The organism is Massilia agrisoli, assembly GCF_020831365.1.
GTDB lineage: Bacteria > Pseudomonadota > Gammaproteobacteria > Burkholderiales > Burkholderiaceae_D > Telluria_A > Telluria_A agrisoli.
In genome coordinates this window covers 646,195-666,876 of sequence record NZ_JAJHPV010000013.1, presented here as the reverse complement: position 1 = coordinate 666,876, position 20,682 = coordinate 646,195, and the positions used below count along the sequence as shown (strand labels likewise).

At 60.7% G+C, this 20,682-nt stretch carries 13 protein-coding genes and 2 tRNA genes; 7 read left to right on the top strand and 8 right to left on the bottom strand.

Going from position 1 to position 20,682, the window contains the following annotated elements:
* Positions 1-83: 83 nt before the first annotated feature.
* A tRNA-Asn gene (locus LMJ30_RS11970) sits at positions 84-159 on the bottom strand.
* Between the two features lie 156 nt (positions 160-315).
* Between LMJ30_RS11970 and LMJ30_RS11965 the strand changes: the two genes are divergently transcribed.
* Entirely contained in the window at positions 316-2,940 is a 2,625-nt protein-coding gene (locus LMJ30_RS11965) for a PAS domain S-box protein (protein ID WP_229432570.1), read from the top strand.
* A complete protein-coding gene (locus LMJ30_RS11960; protein WP_229432569.1) occupies positions 2,937-4,151 on the top strand; it encodes an EAL domain-containing response regulator in 1,215 nt (404 codons plus the stop codon). The genes LMJ30_RS11965 and LMJ30_RS11960 overlap by 4 nt, the downstream gene beginning before the upstream one ends.
* 188 nt (positions 4,152-4,339) lie before the next feature.
* Here the strand turns inward: LMJ30_RS11960 and LMJ30_RS11955 are convergent.
* Positions 4,340-4,415, bottom strand: a tRNA-Asn gene (locus LMJ30_RS11955).
* A gap of 127 nt (positions 4,416-4,542) precedes the next feature.
* Positions 4,543-5,757 carry an amino acid aminotransferase gene (locus LMJ30_RS11950; RefSeq protein WP_229432568.1) on the bottom strand — a complete coding sequence of 405 codons (1,215 nt, stop codon included), beginning with the start codon at positions 5,755-5,757 and terminating at the stop codon, positions 4,543-4,545.
* A gap of 96 nt (positions 5,758-5,853) precedes the next feature.
* On the opposite strand from LMJ30_RS11950, the gene uvrB reads away from it, so the two are divergent.
* Positions 5,854-7,941 (top strand): excinuclease ABC subunit UvrB, encoded by a 2,088-nt coding sequence (uvrB, locus tag LMJ30_RS11945; protein ID WP_229432567.1) that lies wholly within the window; start codon positions 5,854-5,856, stop codon positions 7,939-7,941.
* On the opposite strand, the gene LMJ30_RS11940 is transcribed toward uvrB, so the two are convergent.
* The 5 genes from LMJ30_RS11940 to LMJ30_RS11920 form a co-directional block, all read right to left on the bottom strand.
* Positions 7,942-11,007: a CHASE domain-containing protein gene (locus LMJ30_RS11940; RefSeq protein ID WP_229432566.1), complete on the bottom strand. Its 3,066-nt coding sequence runs from the start codon at positions 11,005-11,007 to the stop codon at positions 7,942-7,944.
* Between the two features lie 398 nt (positions 11,008-11,405).
* The gene (locus LMJ30_RS11935; RefSeq protein ID WP_229432565.1) at positions 11,406-12,323 is read right to left on the bottom strand and encodes an NAD(P)/FAD-dependent oxidoreductase; all 918 of its coding nucleotides are present in this window, start codon (positions 12,321-12,323) and stop codon (positions 11,406-11,408) included.
* Positions 12,298-12,762, bottom strand: a complete 465-nt coding sequence (locus LMJ30_RS11930; RefSeq protein WP_229432564.1) for an RrF2 family transcriptional regulator — start codon at positions 12,760-12,762, stop codon at positions 12,298-12,300. Before LMJ30_RS11930 ends, LMJ30_RS11935 begins: the two co-directional genes overlap by 26 nt.
* 247 nt (positions 12,763-13,009) lie before the next feature.
* Positions 13,010-13,693, bottom strand: a complete 684-nt coding sequence (locus LMJ30_RS11925) for an ion channel (RefSeq protein ID WP_229432563.1) — start codon at positions 13,691-13,693, stop codon at positions 13,010-13,012.
* Between the two features lie 17 nt (positions 13,694-13,710).
* The gene (locus LMJ30_RS11920; protein WP_229432562.1) at positions 13,711-14,307 is read right to left on the bottom strand and encodes a MarC family protein; all 597 of its coding nucleotides are present in this window, start codon (positions 14,305-14,307) and stop codon (positions 13,711-13,713) included.
* Between the two features lie 178 nt (positions 14,308-14,485).
* On the opposite strand from LMJ30_RS11920, the gene LMJ30_RS11915 reads away from it, so the two are divergent.
* The 4 genes from LMJ30_RS11915 (at position 14,486) to LMJ30_RS11900 (ending at position 20,599) form a co-directional block, all read left to right on the top strand.
* Positions 14,486-17,227 carry a type VI secretion system Vgr family protein gene (locus tag LMJ30_RS11915; protein WP_229432561.1) on the top strand — a complete coding sequence of 914 codons (2,742 nt, stop codon included), beginning with the start codon at positions 14,486-14,488 and terminating at the stop codon, positions 17,225-17,227.
* A 39-nt stretch (positions 17,228-17,266) separates the two neighbouring features.
* Positions 17,267-19,021 carry an esterase/lipase family protein gene (locus tag LMJ30_RS11910; RefSeq protein ID WP_229432560.1) on the top strand — a complete coding sequence of 585 codons (1,755 nt, stop codon included), beginning with the start codon at positions 17,267-17,269 and terminating at the stop codon, positions 19,019-19,021.
* Positions 19,022-19,125: 104 nt separating this feature from the next.
* Entirely contained in the window at positions 19,126-20,346 is a 1,221-nt protein-coding gene (locus LMJ30_RS11905) for a T6SS immunity protein Tli4 family protein (RefSeq protein ID WP_229432559.1), read from the top strand.
* Positions 20,339-20,599 carry a PAAR domain-containing protein gene (locus LMJ30_RS11900; RefSeq protein ID WP_229432558.1) on the top strand — a complete coding sequence of 87 codons (261 nt, stop codon included), beginning with the start codon at positions 20,339-20,341 and terminating at the stop codon, positions 20,597-20,599. The genes LMJ30_RS11905 and LMJ30_RS11900 overlap by 8 nt, the downstream gene beginning before the upstream one ends.
* Positions 20,600-20,682 lie beyond the last annotated feature (83 nt).

Below are 20,682 nucleotides of genomic sequence, written 5' to 3'. Positions count from 1 at the left end.
GATAACCGAGCATCCTGCGGCAAGACTGACGCACATCAGCCAAACGCAAAAGGGGCCACATTGCTGTGGCCCCTTGCATATTCTGGCTCCCCGACCTGGACTCGAACCAGGGACCTGCGGATTAACAGTCCGTCGCTCTACCGACTGAGCTATCAGGGAAAAGAGGCCGCATTATAGCTGGCCTGTAGAAAATTGGCGAGAGTAAATCTGCAAAATATGCGAATCGGCTACACCTGGGCCGAGGTGCAATCTTGCATCGTATAATCAACCAGTGTCGAAACGAACCGAATCGGCAGTCTTAGCGAAGAGACAATAATGGACGACGCCATCCGGCGCATCTTGGGATCCAGGCACAGCCGTGACGCCGGAAGGTTTGGACCGGCAGTGCTGCTGGTGCTTGTCTTCATCATCGACTGGAACACCCCGCTTGGCTTCGCCGTGTGCATTGCCTATGCGCCGGCTGTCCTGCTGGCGGCGCTGACCCGCCAGCGCATCCACGTGGCCGCGGTCGCGCTGGCCGCCATGCTGCTGACACTGGCCGGCATTTTCCTCTCTCCCCCTGCCCTGCCCGGCACCCCGGGCATCTTCATCGTCGTCCACCGCGCCCTGGCATTGGCCGCCATCGCCACCAGCGCGTTGCTGGCGATCTTCGTGATCCGCCTGGTCAACCGGTTCGCCGCGGCCAACCGCATGCTCGACATGGCCAGCACCCTGGGCAAACTGGGCGGGTGGCGGGTCGACCTTGAGGCCGGGCAGGTGCACTGGTCGAATGAAGTGGCGCGCATCCACGGGGAGCCGGCGGGCTATTCGCCGAGCCTTGAGGAAGGAATCAATTACTATGCGCCCGAACACCAGGTTCTGATCCGGCAGCGCGTCGGCGCCTGCATCGAGCAGGGCACGCCCTTTGCGGAGGAGATGCAGATCGTCACCCGTGGCGGGGAGCGGCGCTGGGTGCGCTGCGTCGGCCGCGCCGTGCGCGACGAACGCGAAGCCATTATCGCGATCCAGGGCGCCTTCCAGGACATTGGCGAACACAAGTCCATCGAAACGCAATTGCGCCAGAGCCTGGCATCGTGGCACAGCCTGGCCGAAGCGATGCCGATGACAGTCTGGACCGCGAACGAGGACGGCACACTCGACTATTTCAACCAGTCGATGTCCGACTACTCCGGCCTGTCCCGGCAAGAACTTTTGCCCAACGGCTGGATGGAACTCGTCCACCCGGACGACGGCGCGGCCACGCTGGCCACCTGGCGGCGCGCGATGCAAGACCTGACGCCTTACGAAGCCCAGTTCCGGCTGCGGCGCCACGACGGCGCATACCGCTGGCACATCTCGCGTGCAGCCCATGTGCCCGACAGCGTGACCGGGGCGGCCAGATGGTATGGCAGCGCCGTCGATATCGACGACCAGATGCGCCTGCAACACGAGGCGCGCACCCTCGCCGACCGCCTGACCGCAACCATGGAAAGCGTCGGCGACGCCATTCTCGCCCTCGACAGCCAGTGGCGCGCGGTGTACATCAACCAGCATGCCGAGATCTTGCTCAACACCAAACGCGAAGAACTGATTGGCGAACACATCTGGTCAAAGTTCCCGGAAGCAGTCGGCTCGACCTTCGAAAAGGAATACCGCCGCTGCGTCGAACAGCAGGTCGCGGTGCGGTTCGAGGAGTATTTCGCGCCCTTGCAAAAGCACTTCGAGATCAACGCCTACCCGGCGCCGGATGGGCTGACGGTGTACTTCCGCGATATTACCCAGCAGCGCATGCTGGCCGAGCAGATGATCCAGGCGCAAAAACTGGAATCGCTGGGCCGACTGACGGGCGGCGTTGCCCATGACTTCAATAATTTGCTAACAGTTATCTTGGGCAATGCTGAGATGCTGGTCGAGCAGGCCGCACCCGGCGCGACCGAGCACGTGCTTGCGGAGATGATCTTCGACGCCGCCCAGCGCGGGGCCGCCATGACGCAGCGCCTGCTCGCCTTTGCGCGCAAGCAGGCGTTGGAACCGGCCCCATCCGACCTGAACCGCCTGGTCGCCAGCACCGACCGGCTGCTGCGCCATACCCTGGGGGGCCACATCGAGATCGAGATGCTGCAAGCCGGCGGCTTGTGGCTGACCCTGGTCGATCCGGGGCAACTCGAAAGCGCCCTGCTCAACCTGGCGATCAACGCCAGGGATGCGATGCCCGACGGCGGCCGCCTGACCATCGAAACCGGCAACGCCGACCTGGACGAGGCATACGCCAGCCAGCACAGCGGCGTGGCGCCGGGCGAGTACGTGATGCTGGCGGTAACGGACAGCGGCAACGGCATCGCGCCCGAACTGCTGGCGCGGGTATTCGAACCGTTCTATACGACCAAACAGATGGGCAAGGGAACCGGACTCGGCCTTGCAATGGTGTATGGTTTCGTCATGCAATCAAAAGGCCACATCGCCATCTACAGTGAGCTCGGGCATGGCACCACGGTGAAGATCTACCTGCCCCGGCTGGTCAATGCGGAGCTACCCGGCGCCCCTGCAAGTGCGGCTGAACTCGTCCAATGTGGCAGCAATCAACTCATCCTCCTGACCGAAGACGACGCCATGGTACGCGCTTACGCGCGCGGCCAGCTGCTTGAGCTGGGCTACCGCGTGATCGAAGCGGCCAGTGCCGCGGAAGCGCTTGAATTGCTGCACGAACAGGACGATATCGACCTCTTGCTCACCGACGTGGTCATGCCAGGCGGCATGAGCGGACGCCAGCTGGCCGACGCCGTCCAGGCCTTCCGGCCCACCCTGCCGATCCTGTTCACCTCGGGCTACACTGAAGGCGCGATGATTCATCATGGCAGGCTCGAGCCGGGAGTCATGCTGCTGAACAAACCCTACCGCCGCGCGGAACTTGCGCACAAGGTAGCGGCCGCCCTGGCCCCGGCCAGGATGGAGGCGCAATGAACGGGTGCCGCCTGCTGATACTGGACGACGACGAATCGATTGCGCGCACCGTCGCGCTGATCGCAGCGTCGGGCGGCGCGCAAAGCCGCATTTGCACCAGCGCCCACGAGTTCCTGGACCTGGCGGCCGCGTGGGAGCCGACCCACTTGTTCGTCGACCTGCAAATGCCCGATATGGACGGCTTGCAAGTGTTGAGCGAGCTGGCCAAACGCGGCTGCCGTGCCAGGATCATCATCAGCAGCGGGGTCGGCGCCCGGGTGCTGGAAGCTGCCGTGCTGTCCGCCAACGAACTCGGGCTCGATGTCTGCGGCATGTTGGCCAAGCCGTTCCGCCTGAACGAATTGCGCGCACTACTGTTCGAGGCCAATGGTGAGCCCACCAGGTTGGCGGAGGCCGCCAGGCCCTTGCCGGCGCCGGCATTCAAGCCAGGCGTTGCCGACCTGCAAACCGCGCTCGACCAGAAACACTTGTTTGTGGTCTACCAGCCCAAAATCCACTGCTCCACCGGCCGCCTGAGCGGGCTGGAAGCCCTGGTGCGCTGGCAGCATCCGGACCATGGCATTATCACGCCCGACCGCTTCATCCCCCTGGCCGAAGAAGCCGGACTGATCGACGCCATTACGCTTGCCGTGCTCAATGACGCCTTGCCGTGGTTTGCCAAGTGGTCGCTTGACTATGAGAAACTGGGTGAACTGACCCTGTCGATCAACATTTCCGCGCGCAGCCTGGGCCGGCCCGAACTGATCGATTCCATCGTCAACCTGTGTACGCACAGCGGGGTCAGCCCTTCAAAGCTGATCTTCGAACTGACCGAGACCGCCGCCATGGACGAACCGGTGGCGGCGCTGACCTTGCTTACCCGCCTGCGGGTGCACGGCTTCCTGCTGTCGCTCGACGACTTTGGCACCGGCTACTCGTCGATGCTGCAACTGGTACGCCTGCCGTTCTCGGAGCTGAAGATCGACCGTTCCTTCGTCGCCAGCGCGGCCACGTCGCAAGAGTCGCGCGCGGTGATCCGCTGCATTACCGACCTGGGCCGCAGCCTGGGGATGAAGACCACCGCGGAAGGCGTCGAAGACAGCGCTACCCACGCCTACCTGCAGGAAATTGGCTGCGACCTGGCGCAAGGCTATCTGTTCTCGCGCCCGCTGACGCCAATGTTGCTGGCGAACTGGATGGACAAGCACCTGGAGCGGTTTGGGGCGGACTAATGTGCCCGTCGTTCCCGCGCAGGCGGGAATCCATAGGGACGGCGTCGACGTTACAGCGTGCAACGCCATAGTGCCGCGGAAGTCTGGGTTCCCGCCTGCGCGGGAACGACGCGTTGTGGCCGCACATGCGCGCTTTACGGCCGCACATGCAAAAAAGGCCACGTTTTTCAACGTGGCCTTCTAAATTCTGGCTCCCCGACCTGGACTCGAACCAGGGACCTGCGGATTAACAGTCCGTCGCTCTACCGACTGAGCTATCAGGGAAAAGAGGCAACATTATGTACTTCTCAAGCAGCGCTGTCAATGCTTGGCATTTCCCGCACTCACCCTTCGTCGTACTTTCCGAAGCCTATCGGATCGTGCTTACGCCCAACCCGAAAGAAGCAAGAGTTTAGAGCACTTTCGCGATTGCGTCAATCACGCGATCAATATTTTTCGAGTTCAGCGCGGCGACGCAAATACGGCCGGTGTCGACTGCGTAGATCGAATGCTCCTTGCGCAGGTGCTCGACCTGTTCCTTGGTCAGGCCCGAGTACGAGAACATGCCAACCTGTTCCCGAACAAATTCAAAGTCCTTGCCCGGCGCTTTTTCTTTCAGCTTCTCGACGAATTCGTTGCGCATCTCGCGGATACGCACGCGCATGCCTTCGAGCTCCTGCTCCCACAGCGCGCGCAGTTCCGGCGTGGTCAGCACGGTGGCGACCACTTTGCCGCCGTGGATCTGCGGGCTCGAATAGTTGGTGCGCACGACGCGCTTGAGTTGCGACAGCACGCGGGCAGCTTCTTCGGCCGACGCGGCGACGACGCTCAGCGCGCCAACGCGTTCGCCGTACAGCGAGAACGACTTCGAGAACGAGTTCGACACCAGCAGCGGGCCGCCTGCGGCCGCAAAGCGCGACACCACGGCGCCGTCCTGGGCGATGCCCGCGCCGAAGCCCTGGTAGGCCATGTCGAGGAAAGGAATCAGGCCGCCTTCGGTAACCGCCTTGATCACGTCGCCCCACTGGTCGGCGGTGAGGTCCGCGCCGGTCGGGTTATGGCAGCAGGCGTGCAGCACGACCACCGAACCGCGCGGCATCGCGTGCAGCGACGCCATCATGCCGGCGAAGTTGACGCCGCGCGTGGCCGGATCGTAGTAGGTGTAGTTGTCGACGGTGAAGCCGGCGCCTTCGAACAGGGCGCGGTGGTTCTCCCAGCTTGGATCGCTGATGTAGACCTGCGCGCCCGGCGCAAAGCGCTCAAGGAAGTCGGCGCCGATTTTCAGCGCGCCGGTGCCGCCGATGGCTTGCACGGTGACCGCGCGCTTCTCTTGAATAATCGGGCTGTCGGCACCAAATACCAGCTCCTGAACCGCCTTGTCGTACGCAGCCAGTCCCTCGATCGGCAGATAGGTACGCGGCGCCAGTTGTTCCGCAAGCAGGGCTTCGGCCTTGCGTACGCACTCCAGCAGCGGCACTTTGCCGTTATCGTCATAATAGACGCCTACGCCCAGGTTGATTTTGCCTGGGTTGGTGTCGGCATTGAACGCCTCGGTGATACCCAAAATAGGGTCGCGCGGGGCCATGGCGATGGCGCTGAAGATACTGGCGGAAGCTGGTGAAGTCATCGTGATAAACTTGAGTGTCGGCTGGGTTGTATAGACAGCGGCCCTTATATTCATTGGGTCGCGAGCGGAGTCCCATTCTAACAAAGGTCTGATCGTATGGCAGAATTATCCGTCGCAACTACCCCGGAACCGACCGTCGTCACGTTCCCCGACTCCCCTTTCAAACTGCACCAGCCCTTCCCTCCGGCGGGCGACCAGCCGACCGCGATCGAGGGCCTGATCGAAGGGATCAACGACGGCCTGTCGTTCCAGACCCTGCTCGGCGTGACCGGCTCGGGCAAGACCTACACGATGGCCAACGTCATCGCGCGCGCCGGCCGTCCGGCGATCGTCTTTGCGCCGAACAAGACGCTGGCAGCGCAGCTGTATTCGGAGTTCCGCGAGTTCTTCCCGCAGAATGCGGTCGAATACTTCGTCAGCTACTACGACTACTACCAGCCGGAAGCCTACGTGCCGCAGCGCGACCTGTTCATCGAAAAGGACTCGTCGATCAACGAGCATATCGAGCAGATGCGCCTGTCGTGCACCAAGTCGCTGATGGAGCGGCGCGACGTGGTGATCGTGGCGACCGTATCGGCCATTTACGGTATCGGCAACCCGAACGAGTACCACCAGATGATCCTGACCTTGCGCGCCAAGGACAAGGTCGCGCAGCGCGACGTTATCGCGCGCCTGATCCAGATGCAGTACACGCGCAACGAAATGGACTTCGGCCGCGGCACCTTCCGCGTGCGCGGCGACACCATCGACATCTTCCCGGCGGAGCACGCCGAGCTGGCGATCCGCGTCGAGATGTTCGACGACGAAATCGAATCGCTGCAGCTGTTTGATCCGCTTACCGGGCGCGTGCGCCAGAAGATCCCGCGCTTTACCGTCTATCCGGGCTCGCACTATGTGACGCCGCGTTCGACGGTGCTGCGCGCCGTGGAAAGCATCAAGGCCGAACTGCGCGACCGCCTTGAGTTCTTCCGCAACGAGAACAAGCTGATTGAAGAACAGCGGCTCGAACAGCGCACCCGCTTCGACCTGGAGATGATGGCCGAAATCGGCTTCACCAAGGGCATCGAGAACTACTCGCGCCACCTGTCGGGCGCGATGCCGGGCGAGCCGCCCCCTACCCTGGTCGACTACCTGCCGAAGGACGCCATCATGTTCCTCGACGAGTCGCACGTGCTGGTCGGGCAGCTCAACGCGATGTACAACGGCGACCGTTCGCGCAAGACCAACCTGGTGGACTTCGGGTTCCGCCTGCCGTCGGCGCTGGACAACCGTCCGCTCAAGTTCGAAGAGTTCGAGGGCAAGATGCGGCAGACGATTTTCGTCTCCGCGACGCCGGCCGACTACGAAAAGACGCACGCCGACAACGTGGTGGAACAGGTGGTCCGGCCAACGGGCCTGGTCGACCCGCTGGTGATCGTCAAGCCCGCGCGCACCCAGGTCGACGACCTGATGTCGGAGATTAACGACCGCATCGCCAAGGACGAGCGCGTGCTGGTGACGACGCTGACCAAGCGCATGGCCGAGCAGTTGACGGAGTACCTGGGCGACCACGGCATCAAGGTGCGCTACCTGCACAGCGATATCGAGACGGTGGAAAGGGTCGAGATCTTGCGCGACCTGCGCCTTGGCACCTTCGATGTGCTGGTCGGGATCAACCTGCTGCGCGAGGGCCTCGACCTGCCGGAGGTGTCGCTGGTGGCGGTGCTGGACGCCGACAAGGAAGGCTTCCTGCGTTCCGAGCGAAGCCTGATCCAGACCATTGGTCGCGCGGCGCGTAACCTCAACGGCGTGGCGATCCTGTACGCCGACAAGATCACCGATTCGATGAAGATGGCGATCGACGAGACCGAGCGCCGCCGCGCCAAGCAGATCGCGTTCAACGAGGCCAACGGCATCACGCCGCGCGGCATCAAGAAGCAGATCAAGGAGCTGATCGACGGCGTCTACAGCCCGCAGCAGGCGCGCGAAACGCTCGACGCGGAAAAGGAAACCGCGAAGATCGAGTCGATGAGCGAGAAGCAGATCAGCAAGGAGATCAAGCGACTGGAGAAGCTGATGGTCGACCACGCGAAGAACCTCGAATTCGAGAAGGCGGCCCAGGTGCGCGACCAGCTGCATGTGCTCAAGCAGCAGGCCTTTGGTGCGCCGGGCACCGACAACATCGTGTCGATACTCGGCAAATAATCACGGCAGCTGGCGCGCGAAGATCTCCACGATCCGGCGCGCCAGTTCTTCGCGCCGGTACGGCTTGCTGAGCAGCTGGACGCCGGCATCGAGGCGTCCGCCGGTGGTCAGCGCATTGCGCGTATAGCCCGACGTGTACAGCACCCGCACACCAGGAAGCAGCTCCTTCGCCCTCTGCGCCAGCGCGGTACTCGACACCGGCCCCGGCATCACCACATCGGTGAACACCAGGTCCACCTGCACGCCGCCTTCGAGCATCGTGACGGCGCTTTGCCCGTCATGGGCGTGCAGCACCGTGTAGCCAAGCTCCTGCAACTGGCTGATCGCCGTTTCGCGAACCTCGTCGTCGTCCTCCACCACCAGGATTGTTTCGCCGCCGCCCACCAGGTCGCAGACCGGCGCGATTTCCGCTTCGGTCTCGGCCTTTTCGGAACGCGGCAAATGGATCACGACCGACGTGCCGCTGCCGGGCATGCTGAGCAGCTGGATGTGGCCGCCGCTTTGCTTCACGAAGCCGTAAGCCATGCTCAGCCCCAGCCCGGTACCCTTGCCGACCGGTTTGGTCGTGAAGAATGGCTCGAACGCCAATGCCTGGACTTCGGGACTCATGCCCGTACCGGTGTCGGACACGGTCAGCCTGACGTACTGGCCGGCTGCGAGGTCGGGCGCCGCGTCAGGCCCGTCGCCGCTGATCGTGCTGTTGTCGAGCGCGATGGTGACAGTGCCGCCTTCAGGCATCGCATCGCGCGCGTTGATGACCAGGTTGAGGATCACGTTTTCCAGCTGTCCCGGATCGACCAGGGTGTTCCACAGCCCGTCGTCCGCGCGGATCGCAAGCTGGACCGACTCGCCCAGCGCGCGGCGCAACAGGTCATCCATATTGACCATCACCCGGGTCAGGTCGAGCACCAGCGGCTGCAAAGGCTGGCGCCGCGCAAACGCCAGCAGTTGCGAAGAAAGCTTGGCGCCGCGGTCCACCGCCGATTGCATGCTGGCGAGGCGTTTCTGCAGGCGCTCGTCGCCTTTACAGAGTAGTTGCAACAGTTGAACATTACCGCCGATTACATGCAGCACGTTGTTGAAGTCGTGCGCGATACCGCCCGTCAGTTTTCCCACGGCTTCCAGCTTCTGGGCATGCTGGAGGGCCGCGCGGGCCTCGTCCAGCGCCTTGCCGCGCTCGACTTCCAGCCGCTCGGCCGCCTTGCGCAGGGAAATGTCGCGGATGAACGCACTGGCGGCATGCCCATTCGCCGTCGGCAGCCCGGCGATCGCCAGCTCAACGGGAATACCAAGGCCGCTCCTGTGCATGGCAGTCACTTCCATTACGTTGCGGATCAGGGTGGCGCCGCCGGACTCGGTAAAGCGCCGGAACCCGCGCTCGTGGGCGTCGCGCTCGGCGACGGGAATAATCAGCTCGGTCAACTGACGCCCGACCGCTTCAGCCGCGCTCCACCCGAACATGCTTTCGGCTTTTGCATTCCAGTCGGTGACATGGCCGGTGGAATCGACCGCGACAAACGCGTCGTGCGAATGGTCGAGGATGACCCTGATGCGTTGCTGCTCGGCGGCAAGTTGCCCGTTGGCGTCGCGCAGCGTGCTCTCATCCATCTTGGCGCGCGTGATATCGGTATGCGTGCCGATGGTGCGCAAAGGGCGCAGCTGCTCGTCGCGCGTGACGGCCATGGCGCGCGCCAGCATCCAGCGCCAGCTGCCGTCCTTGCAGCGCATCCGGAACTCGACGGAATAGAGGGAATCCGTGCTGCCGAGATAGCGGTCGAGTTCGGCCATCGCCGTTGCCTTGTCGTCCGGATGCAGCAAGCGCGCCCATTCATCGAGGTTATCGGCCAGCTCACTTTCCGCGTAGCCCAGCATTTCCTTCCAGCGCTTGGAATAGACCACGGCGTTGGTCTTGCAGTTCCAGTCCCAGACGCCGTCGCCGGCCCCTTCCAGCGCATATTTCCAGCGAAACTCGCTGTCACGCAGCTGGCCCGTCATTTCATTGGCCAGCCGCGCCGCGCGCCGCTGGCCGGACGCCAGCGCCCATACGAGCAGGCCGAGCAGCGCGCTCAGGGCGGTGCCGACCACGGCGATCACGCGTGGCTCGTCCGATTCGAGGCGCGTCTCGAAGGCAGGGGCTGAACGCAGGTCCATGGTCCACGGCCTGCCGCCGATCATCATGCTTTTGGTTGCACGAAACTGCGACGGCTGCGACTGGGACGCCAGCGGGTGCGACTGGAACAGCAGCGCGCCCTGGTCCACCTCGGTGCCGTCGTAGATCGACATGATCAGGTCCTTCGAGCGCTCGCCGCCGATTCCCGCCATCAGGTCGTTGATGCGGAATGGCGCGCCGACCCAGCCGATCAGGTTGCGGCGGCGCTCGTCGACGCTGGCGGTGCTGGCGCCGCGGCGGTAGACCGGGAGGTACATGACGGTGCCGGCCTGCACATCCTGGCCGTTCTCCTGGATCAGCCGCACCTTGGCCGATGCCGACTGCTGGCCGGTGTCGCGCGCACGCTCCATCGCCTTTCTGCGGTTCGGCTCGGTCAACATGTCGAAGCCGAGCGCGCGCAGGTTCAGTCCGCTGAACGGCTCGATATGTGAAATCAGCGAGTAGACTTCGCGCGGGCCGGCCGGATGGACACCGTAGGACAGGCCCTCGGTGCGGATGCTGGCGACATGCTGCTCGAGCTGGCCGGGGGCGACCAGCCGCACCACTGCCAGGCCCTGGATGCCGGGATACTTTTCATCCAGCCTCAGCGAGCGGACGAACAAGCGGAAGTCGTCACGGTCGACATCCATCGAGCCCAGCAGGAAAGCCACCACGCCGCGCTGTACCTGCGCGTACGTCTCCATCCGCACTTCGATGCGCCTGGCCGCCTGGCGCACCTGGAAATCGAACTCGCTTTGCCGGGCGCGCTGCAGCTGATGGATTGCAATGTCCCACGCGCTGTACGTCGCCGCGAGCGACAGCGCGAACACCGCGAGCCCCAGCATCAGGGGAACGTGCTTGCGCAGGAATCGGAGCGAAGGAGTCTCGTCAGTGCGGCGGCTGGCGGAAAGTGACATGAAGGAAGATCCTGGAATGATGCCGGTCAATTAAGTTTATGGACCGTTTAACATTGCAGTGTAACAAGAACAGCGGCGCGCACAAAAACAAGACGAAAAAAAAGCCCGCTGGTGCGGGCTTCGTTCCAATGTATTACCAATAATTTAATCGCGAACCAGAGCCCATGCTATCTGCGTGGTGCCCGGAAGTTTGGACGCCCATGCTATCTGCATGGTGCCTCCAATGTGTAAATCGACTAGCGTATCCGGAATTACAAGTCCCCGGTTCTTCAAGCCACGGCTCAAGGACATTACACCTGTCAGAGCCAGCAGCAAACCTGGAACGCGCTTGAACTTGTGAACAAACTCAACCGCTGAACGCAGTGTAGCACATCTTTTTGTGCGGCGCACAAATTATTTTAGGCTGCAGGCAGCGCACCGAAGATCAGCGACTGGTGCGCCGCCACCCCGGCCATGGCGCCATCGGCCACGGCCAGCGCCACGCTGCCGGCGATACGGGCGGCGTCACCGCAGCAAAACACGCCCGCCACGGTGCTGGCCTGGCGCGCGTCGGTGCGCACGTACATGCCCAGCGGTCCCTCCTCCAGGGCGCAGCCCAACGCTTCGGCCAGCGGGCTATTGTGAGTGCGGCTCATGACGAACAGGCCGGCCATCGGGAAGCTGCGGCCGTCGCGCAGCACCACGTCGGCCTTGCCCGCGATGCGCGCGACCGGCGTGCGCTCGACTGCCACACCGCGTTCGGCCAGCGCCGCCAGTTGCCCCTCGTCCGGCTCCAGCATCTCGTTGAGGAAGAGCGTCACCTTGCCCCAGTCCGGCAGCATCATCGCGTGGTGCAGCGACATCGGCCCTGTCGCCAGTACGCCGATGTCGCCCTGCTCCAGTTCATAACCGTGGCAGTACGGGCAGTGGAACACGCTGCTGCCCCACCGGTCGGCCAGGCCTTCAACAGGTGGCAGGACATCGACGACGCCCGTGGCCAGCACCAGGCGGCGCGCCTGGAATGCGTGGCCATCCTGCAGCGCCACATCGAAGCCGTCGCCGTTTGCCACGGCACTGGCGGCAGTCCCTTCCTGCCAGGTGACGTTTGGATAAGCCATTAGCTGCGACCTGCCTTCGGCTGCGATGGCGGAGGCCTCGCGGCCGTCCTGCGTCAGGAAGCCGTGCGAGTGGCTGGCGTAGCGGTTGCGGCGCTGGCCGGCGTCGATGACCAGCACGCGGCGGCGCGCACGCGCCAGCTGCATCGCCGCCGACAAGCCGGCGTAGCTGCCGCCGACGACAATCGCGTCGAACTCACTGCTTGTGTGACTCGTGTCCATGGATTTCTCCTTTGTGTTTTGCATACAGATGGTTGAACTGGCTGGACAGGTCGGCGAGCGTCACATCCTTGAAGCGCTCGATCAGCAAGGCCTCGGCTTCTTCAAAAGTGCTGGCGAGCGACTGGTTGACGACCTTCTCGACCAGGCAGCTGGGGTGATCGACCCGGTTCCCCATCGCGAACACCGTCGGCGAGCCGACAGCCTCGTAGATATCGCGCAGCGTGACCTTGCTCAGGTCGCAGGTGATGGACCAGCCGCCGCCATGCCCCTTGCCTGAGCTGACGTAGCCGCGTTCGCGCAGGCCGGCCAGCACGCGCCGCACCAGTACGGGATTGGTGCGCAGGTAACCCGACAGTTGTTCGGATGTCAGGGGCGCCTCGCTGTGCGCCATGTGCAGCAGCACGTGCAGGATGGATGAAAGTTTGCTGTCTCGTCTCATGTAACTAATGATAGTACATAATTGAGAACGGTGCTGGCGCGCGGCGAAAAAAAACGCACGTCGCTAGTTGATGCGGGGATGGCTGCTAAGCGTTGAAGCTGCCATATGCGGGGCGTTCGAAGTATGCGCCGATCAAGAGCGGCAGGCCCGAGGCCAGCACTGCGGCCAGGGGCATCTGCCACTGCGGTCGCTGGCGGTCATGGTCGTGAGGTGCACCTCGGTCGCCACTGACTGCTGCAGCCATCCATTAGCCATCGCCCTCGGCTTTGCTGTGCGAGGAGACGGTAAAGCCGATCAGGCGCGCGACCACCGCGGCAAGGTACATCAGGCCGACGAGCATCTCGACGCTGGCCAGTGCGCGGGCCTGCGATGTCAGTGGAATCACATCGCCGATGCCGGTGCTCGATAACAGCGCGAAGCTGAGGTAGTTCAGCTCAGTCCAGGTGCGCGCATCGGAGGCGTTGACCGCCGCGGCGAACGTCCCAGGGTGCATCGCTTGCAGCAGCACGAACAGGTGCGTGAAGGCCCAGGCCAGCAGGGTGAAGGTGGCGGCTGCGGCAAACAGCTCGTCGGGCGTGGTGCGCCGGTCTTCCATCATGTAGCCGACCAGGCTGAGGGCCGCGTAAAAGTAGAACAGCGCTTCGAGCGCGGACGACCACGGCAGCAGGTGTTCCATCCCGAAGAGCGTTTGAAGCGCCAGCAGGATGATGATCGGTACTGCGATGGAACCGCTGATCCACGCATGGCCCGGCGTGCGGCGCACCATCAGGACAGTCATTGACAGGACGAGAACGCCGAACGCATTGAACACGACCTGGCCACCGCGGGTATCTTCGATTACCGGGTACAGCAGCATGCCGCAGAGTTGGACGAGCAGCAACACAGCCGACGGATGGCGTTTTGTGTGCAGTAACAGGTTAAGCGTATTCATCTTGGCGTGTCAGGTGCTTATAGTGTTTTCACGAATTCGCGGATGCCGCCCAACAGCATCTCGACCGACATTGCCGTCAGGATCAACCCCATCAGGCGTTCGAAGGCCGTCATTACCTGCGGGCCAAGCGCCTCCTGCAGCTTTTCGGCGCTGAGGAAAACAGCAAGCCATACGACACCCACCGAAGCGAGTGCCGCGACGTTGACTGCGATCTCAGTCATGGTGTTTGCCGAAAACAGCAGCACGGTTGCAAGCGCCGACGGGCCGGCCAGCGCAGGGATCGCCAAGGGCACGATGAACGGTTCGCCGCCATCGGTTTTGCCGAGAACACCGTCCGGATGCGGAAAGATCATGCGGATCGCGATCAAGAGCAGGATGACGGCGCCCCCGATGCGCAATGCCACTTCGGACAAGTGCAGCGCGTTCAGGAAGTGCCGGCCGAAGAACATGAAGACTAGCAGGACAGCGAAGGCAATGGCGCACTCCCGCACCACAATACGCGCCCTTCTCGCTTTCTCGACCGGAGCCAGTGCACTAGCGAATAAAGGAACGTTGCCGAAGGGGTCGGTGACGAGGATGAGCAGAATGAAAGTTTGGAAAAAGCTTTGGGTCATGATGGAATTTTGGCAAGAGGTACCGAATGATAACGCTAACCAAGCGAGCTGGACGATAACAGTCGAGCATTGCGCGGCAACTGAATCTTGACTGATCGCAATATGCTCGGCCGCAACTGGTTCAACGTAGTCGCTTCGCACGGCTCAAACGGAGTCGGCTATGTCGGAGAAGCGCGCAATGACACTGAACACGCTTGCCATGGAATTGACAGGTTTAACCGGGAAGAACCGCCCTATTCGACTACGCATGTGGAACGAGAATGGTGTGCATGACGACTCGCTGCTGATCAGGCATGTCCGCGGTGTCGAAACCATGTGCGGCGGCCTCGAATACGTTCTGCTATGCGTTTCCACCAAAGCCGGGCTGCCGCTTAAACAATTCATAGCAAACGCTGTCGAGTTGCAGTTCGTAACAGATTCCGGCGGCTTGCGCGCCGTGTGCGGATTGGTCGCAAGCGCGGTGGAGGGCCAGAGCGATGGAGGTCTCGCGCTATATCAACTAGTCATCCGCGACGCTCTGTCGCTGATGGAGAAAACCTGCAACACCCGGGTTTTTCGGAATGCCAGCGAAGTCGATATCACGAATGTGATGCTCCGCGAATGGCGTGAAACCAACCCGATTGTCGCCCGCGCGTTCGATTTCGACCTGGTGCACTTGAAGCGTTACCCGCAGCGTGAGTTCACGATGCAGTACAACGAGTCGAACGCGGCATTCCTGCGGCGCCTGTGGAAACGACGCGGGATTGCATGGTTCATCAAACCGGGTATCGCTTCTGAGCGCGACAGCAGCGGCACCCCACTGCACACCTTGGTGCTGTTCGACGATCCCACATCGCTTGAGGAGAATGCGGCGGGCGAAATTCGCTATCACCGGGACGATGGTACTGAACAGCGCGACTCAATCACCGCGTGGCAAGCCGTGCGCAACCTGAGCCCAGGCAGCACCACGCGCCGCAGTTGGGACTATGCCCAGGCCTGGTCGATGGGCAGCGAACTGTTGAGCAACCAGGACCAGGGCCCGCTGGGAAACCAGTTCGCTTCGAGTCTTGACGACTACCTGATCGACCCTCCACACGCGGGCGACGACGGTAACGACTACCGCAGCCTGGGATCGCTCCGCATGCAACGCCATGAGTATGAAGCCAAATTTTTCCAGGGCGAAGGCAGCGACCGGCAAATGTGCTGCGGAGAGTGGAACACGATATCCGGACATCCAGAAATCGATTCCCACCCTGTAAAAGAGCGCCAGTTCGTCGTCACTGAACTACGCATTGAGGCAGCGAACAACCTGCCTAAAACACTGGATGAGCGCGTCCGGCGGTTATGTGACCTGAACCGTTGGGCCAGCGAAAGTGGGGCCCTCACTCACGCTAGTGAGGAACGAGGGGTTCGCTATTCCAATCGATTTACCTGCGTGCGACGTGGCATCCCTATCGTGCCCGCTTACGACCCGCGGATCGATCTGCCCCGCACGGACGTACTGACCGTGACCGTCGTCGGTCCTGAGAATGAAGAGATTTATTGTGATGCGTTCGGGCGTGTCAAAGTGCGCTTTCCGGCCTGCCGGGTGAATGACCACAAGCACGCGCACGGAGCAGGCGCGTCCAACAGTGACCGGGATTCCGCATGGATTCGTGTATCGAGCGGCTGGGCCAGCGGGCGGTATGGGACGGTATCCCTGCCCCGGGCGGGTGACGAGGTTGTCCTGGTGTTTCTCGGTGGGGATCCGGATAAACCTCTGATTATCGGCCGCGTGCATGGGGCGAAGACGATGCCGCCCTCCTTTAGCCATAGCAGCGCCCTTCCGGGCGACAAGTACCTATCCGGAATCAAGAGCAAGGAAGTGAATGGCCAACGTTCAAATCAACTGCGCATGGACGACACGCCCGGGCAGATCAGCGCACAGCTGGAAAGCGAACATGGTCACAGCCAGCTGAATCTTGGCTATCTGACTCATCCAAGGCGCAATGGCAAAGGTGAATCGCGTGGCGAGGGTGCAGAACTGCGCAGCGACAAGTCGGTGGCGATCCGCGGCGGAAAGGGTGTGCTCATCAGCGCGGATGCGCGCTTGCGCGCAGTCGGCCGCCAACTGGAGCGCGATGGATTGAACGGCCTCGCGGAGGCGCTAACGACCGTACAGCAGCAACTGGCCGAATTGGCTGAAACGCACAAGGTGGGAGGATCGGACGGCAAGCCCTTGTCGCAACTGGTCAGGGATGTAAAAGAGTGGGATGAGGGAGGCACTAACGGCGCAAAGCAGAGTGGGGACGATGGGCGGCCTGTCATCGCGATCGAGGCACCCGGCGGCATGCTGTTGGGGAGTCAGGCAAACGTATCTATTGGCGCGCAGACGCATGTCGACGTCGTCAGCATCGGCAACACTCAACTATCGACTGGCCGCAAGTTACTCATGCATGCAATGCAAAGCATCAGCCTGTTCGCACACAAGATGGGCATGAAATTTACCGCAGCCAGCGGCAAGGTGGAAATTCAAGCGCACGACGACAACATTGAACTCACGTCCGCCAAACGCATTGTACTTGTCGCGTCTGAAGAAATTGTGATCCAGGCGCCAAAGCTGACCATTGTCACGCAAGGAGCTCAAGCGGAGTACGCCGGCGGAAAGATCACCCATCAATGCGCCGGGGCCTACGCCGTTAAATCGGCAAACGTTGCGTTCACTGGCGGGGAAGACGGCAGTGTGCCGTCCTTAAGTTTACCGGAAAGCATTGCCAAGCACGATCAACGTGTACGTCTCACCGACTACAACACTGCAGCGCCACTCGCCAATCAGCGTTACCGGGCAACGCTCGAGGATGGTCAGGTAATCGAGGGCATTACGAATGCGGAAGGATTGACCGAGGTGTTTAACACGACTATTCCCTTCGGCAGCTACACAATTGAAGCAATTTTCGACTAAAACCCCACTGCACCTGCAGAAATTTTATCCGAGCGACCTATGGCAAATGAACCGCATTTCCCTGGATTCAAACTCCCAACCCATCCAACACTAAAAAAAAGCCGCGAGACGCAAGGCTTCTTCACGCCGGTTGAAGATCTCATTGCGCAAGTACACAGCGTTCTTCCAATGCGGGTGCTCCCGATTATATTCTTGCCGGGAATAATGGGCTCGAACCTGAGAATGACTGCCGAACGGCAAAAGCAGATGGGGAGGAAAGCAAATATCGCATGGCGACCGGACAGTATAGCGGAGGCGGAGAGACTCTTACGTGGCAATGCAGCAATGCGGCAGACACAGCTTGACCCTCAGACAACCGAGGTTGATGTGTACGATCCGTTGAGAAATCCCACAGGCGACGTCAACGAGACAGCAGATACGCGACACGACGTCATCAAAGTAAAACACAACCTGCCACTAGAAGTGGGAATAAATTCTCCACTCTTGATGGATGACCCGATCACAGCCAGGCCGCGCAAATCCAAAGCACAGAAGGCGCGCGAGCGCGGCTGGGGCGAAGTTTTCTACAAGAGCTATCAGACGATTCTGGAGATGTGCGAGCAGCGACTTAACACTGCGTTCTCGGGAGGGAAATTAGATAGTTGGTGGACGAATATAGTGAATGTGCCGCCAATCGAGTGGCAAGCGCACTCGCAACCAAACCTCTCTCCGCTGGACGAGTCGGCCCTACGAAAAGCTGTCACAAATTGCTGGTTTCCCGTGCATGCAATGGGATACAACTGGCTGGAGTCCAACCGGAGGTCAGGTATACGCGTGGCAGAACGAATCAACCATTTGATTCGACAGTATCAGGATCAAGGTTTTCGGTGCGAGAAGGTAATTATAGTCACCCACTCGATGGGGGGCTTGGTCGCACGCGCGTTAATTCATCCAAAAATCGGAAATATGAATGAGAAAGTCCTAGGGGTAGTGCACGGAGTCATGCCAGCGATTGGCGCTGGCGCTGCGTACAAACGAATGCGCTGTGGCTTTGAAGATCCTGGACTTGTTAGCTTATCTCCGATTGCGAGCGTAACAGCGAAAGTGCTGGGCAACTTCGGGCCCGAGGTCACGGCTGTACTTGGCAACGCACCTGGTGGGCTGGAGTTGCTCCCGAGCCAGGCGTATGGGAATAATTGGTTACGGGTAACGCACAGAGGGAAAACGCTCAAGAGTTTGCCAAAAAACGCAGACCCCTATGAGGAAATTTATAAATTACGCGGAAAATGGTTTGGGCTGCTCCGCGAGGAGTGGATAAACCCAGCAGAGACTGAGTTCGGCTCAAGCTTCGAAAACACCTGTGCGCACCTCGACCAGGCCAAAGCATTTCACAACGAAATTGCTTGCACGTATCACGATAATAGCTTTGCCCATTATGGCGCGGACCTAAAGCGAGCCGCTTGGCACAAAGTAGTCTGGGATATAGCGGGGGACGCAGAAATAGCCAACGTAGAAGCACTAAAGATTGTCTCTGACGACGGTCAGGGCAGCTTATGCCTCATCGCCCCGGGCGTCCAACCGTCTTCCTGCGCTGCTGGTCCGAAATTTATGGCCCGTATGCAAGGGCCGTGCGACGCGGGTGACCAGACGGTGCCGCTACACTCAGCCGAACATCAATTGCAGAGTGGGAAATTCAGGGGCGTCTTCAGGCAGTCGGGTTACGAACACCAAGACAGCTATAAGGATGATCGAGCACTACGATCGACCCTATATAGTTTGGTGCAGATTGCTCAAAGAATGACATGGGCCGAATGATGGGCACGAATAGCTCTTGTTTACACTATTTTTTCTCTGTCGTCACATCAACAGTATTCCTGTGCGCGTGTGACGCTACTCCCAAATCTTTGGAGAGGCCGTATATGACAGCATTTCCTTCACGACTACAAGCGCTGTTTAACGAGACGAAGACCGTCTGTTTCAGTCATTTCACCGTGGACATCCCCTCCAGCGCAACTTTGGTATATGGTCCTGCGAGTATTGAGGCCCCAATTCAATATTATCCCGGTGAGGCTTCCAAAATTGAACAGCATGTTGCCAATCAATTGGTCGCAATCGAAAAAGATAGAATGTTTTTCACAGAAAACGATTTTGGAAAGTTTCCGAAGTTTGGAAAAGTCATCAGCGGTCCAGCCGAGGGACATAGACTAGCTTTCGGCTCCAAGGATCAGGTTGGATACAATATCTATTCATTTTTTCCCGTTGGTGGAGACCTATTCGTTCAGAGTCTTAACGGTGTCCTTCACGAAGACGCGGCAATACGAGCCCTGACGTCGGTCGCGACCCATCTGCGACTGCGCGCTGACGACGAGATTCCGAGCGAAGCGGGTTCCTGCATCGACGGTGCTTTCATCCCGATTCCTTTAAAATATGAGAAAGTCACGCTTGGCGTACGTTTGCGAGAATTCCCTGACGTCCATTTTTCCATACAGGTTCACAAAAATCAGAACCGCATACCGGAGTTCAGCGATCTGGAAACACGACTAAAGGGGGCGGAACGAGATGGGGGAAGCTGGTATTCGCGCGTAAAATTCTTCCGCCGTGGCTCCCGTCAGATAGGCGATTGGAAAGGCTCCGAAGCTCTGGCATTGAAACCAGCACAAGAGGACCAAAAAGAAGCGCACGAGTTTCATTTCATTAGCCTCGGGGCTCCGAACGACCCGCTTCAACCGCAACTCGACATTCAGCTTGATACCGGCGCTAACGAGCGCCAAATGGGCGCGGTCAAGCCAAGTCTCACCGACGAGGAAGCTGTAGCGCTGTGGGACAAGCTTACTGGATCAATCCGTTTGCGACCAATTGGCGGCAAGGTGCCATCAAAAACCCCGTTGACAAGCGCCGTCGCTACCGGCGGGATCTGTCCCGAATCAGGGTGGTGGCAATGCGACGACGATGGAGTGATCGAGGCCGACCGGCGCAAGCGCGTCGTGGCCGGTGAGACCATGCCGCATGCAACCAAGCTTGGCGAGCAAGGCTTATGGCAGAAACTTAAGGGGAATCGGCCAACATATCAAGCAGCAACTGTATGGAAGTTGGCCGAATATGACGAAGCCCCTGTTCCGCCAGGGAGCGATCATGCCTGACATCGTCCGTTTAAACGATCCAACCACTCACGGCGGTACGGTCACTAATGTTTCGGCCACTCATTTCACCGTTGGCGGCATTCCAGTCGCCTGTGTCGGCGACACGTGCTCTTGTCCCGTACACGGCGTTGGCACCATCATCGAAGGCGATCCACATCACAAAATCGGCGGCATTCCGGTCGCTTATGATGGGCACAAGACAAGTTGCGGTGCGACCGTGAAATCGACTCTCACGAACTTCAAATGCGGCTAATCGAGGCCATCAGGCCGATCCCGAGACAGACGTAAAAAAGCCAGGGTGTCCTTCGCATCGCGAAAAACACCCTGGCTCATTTC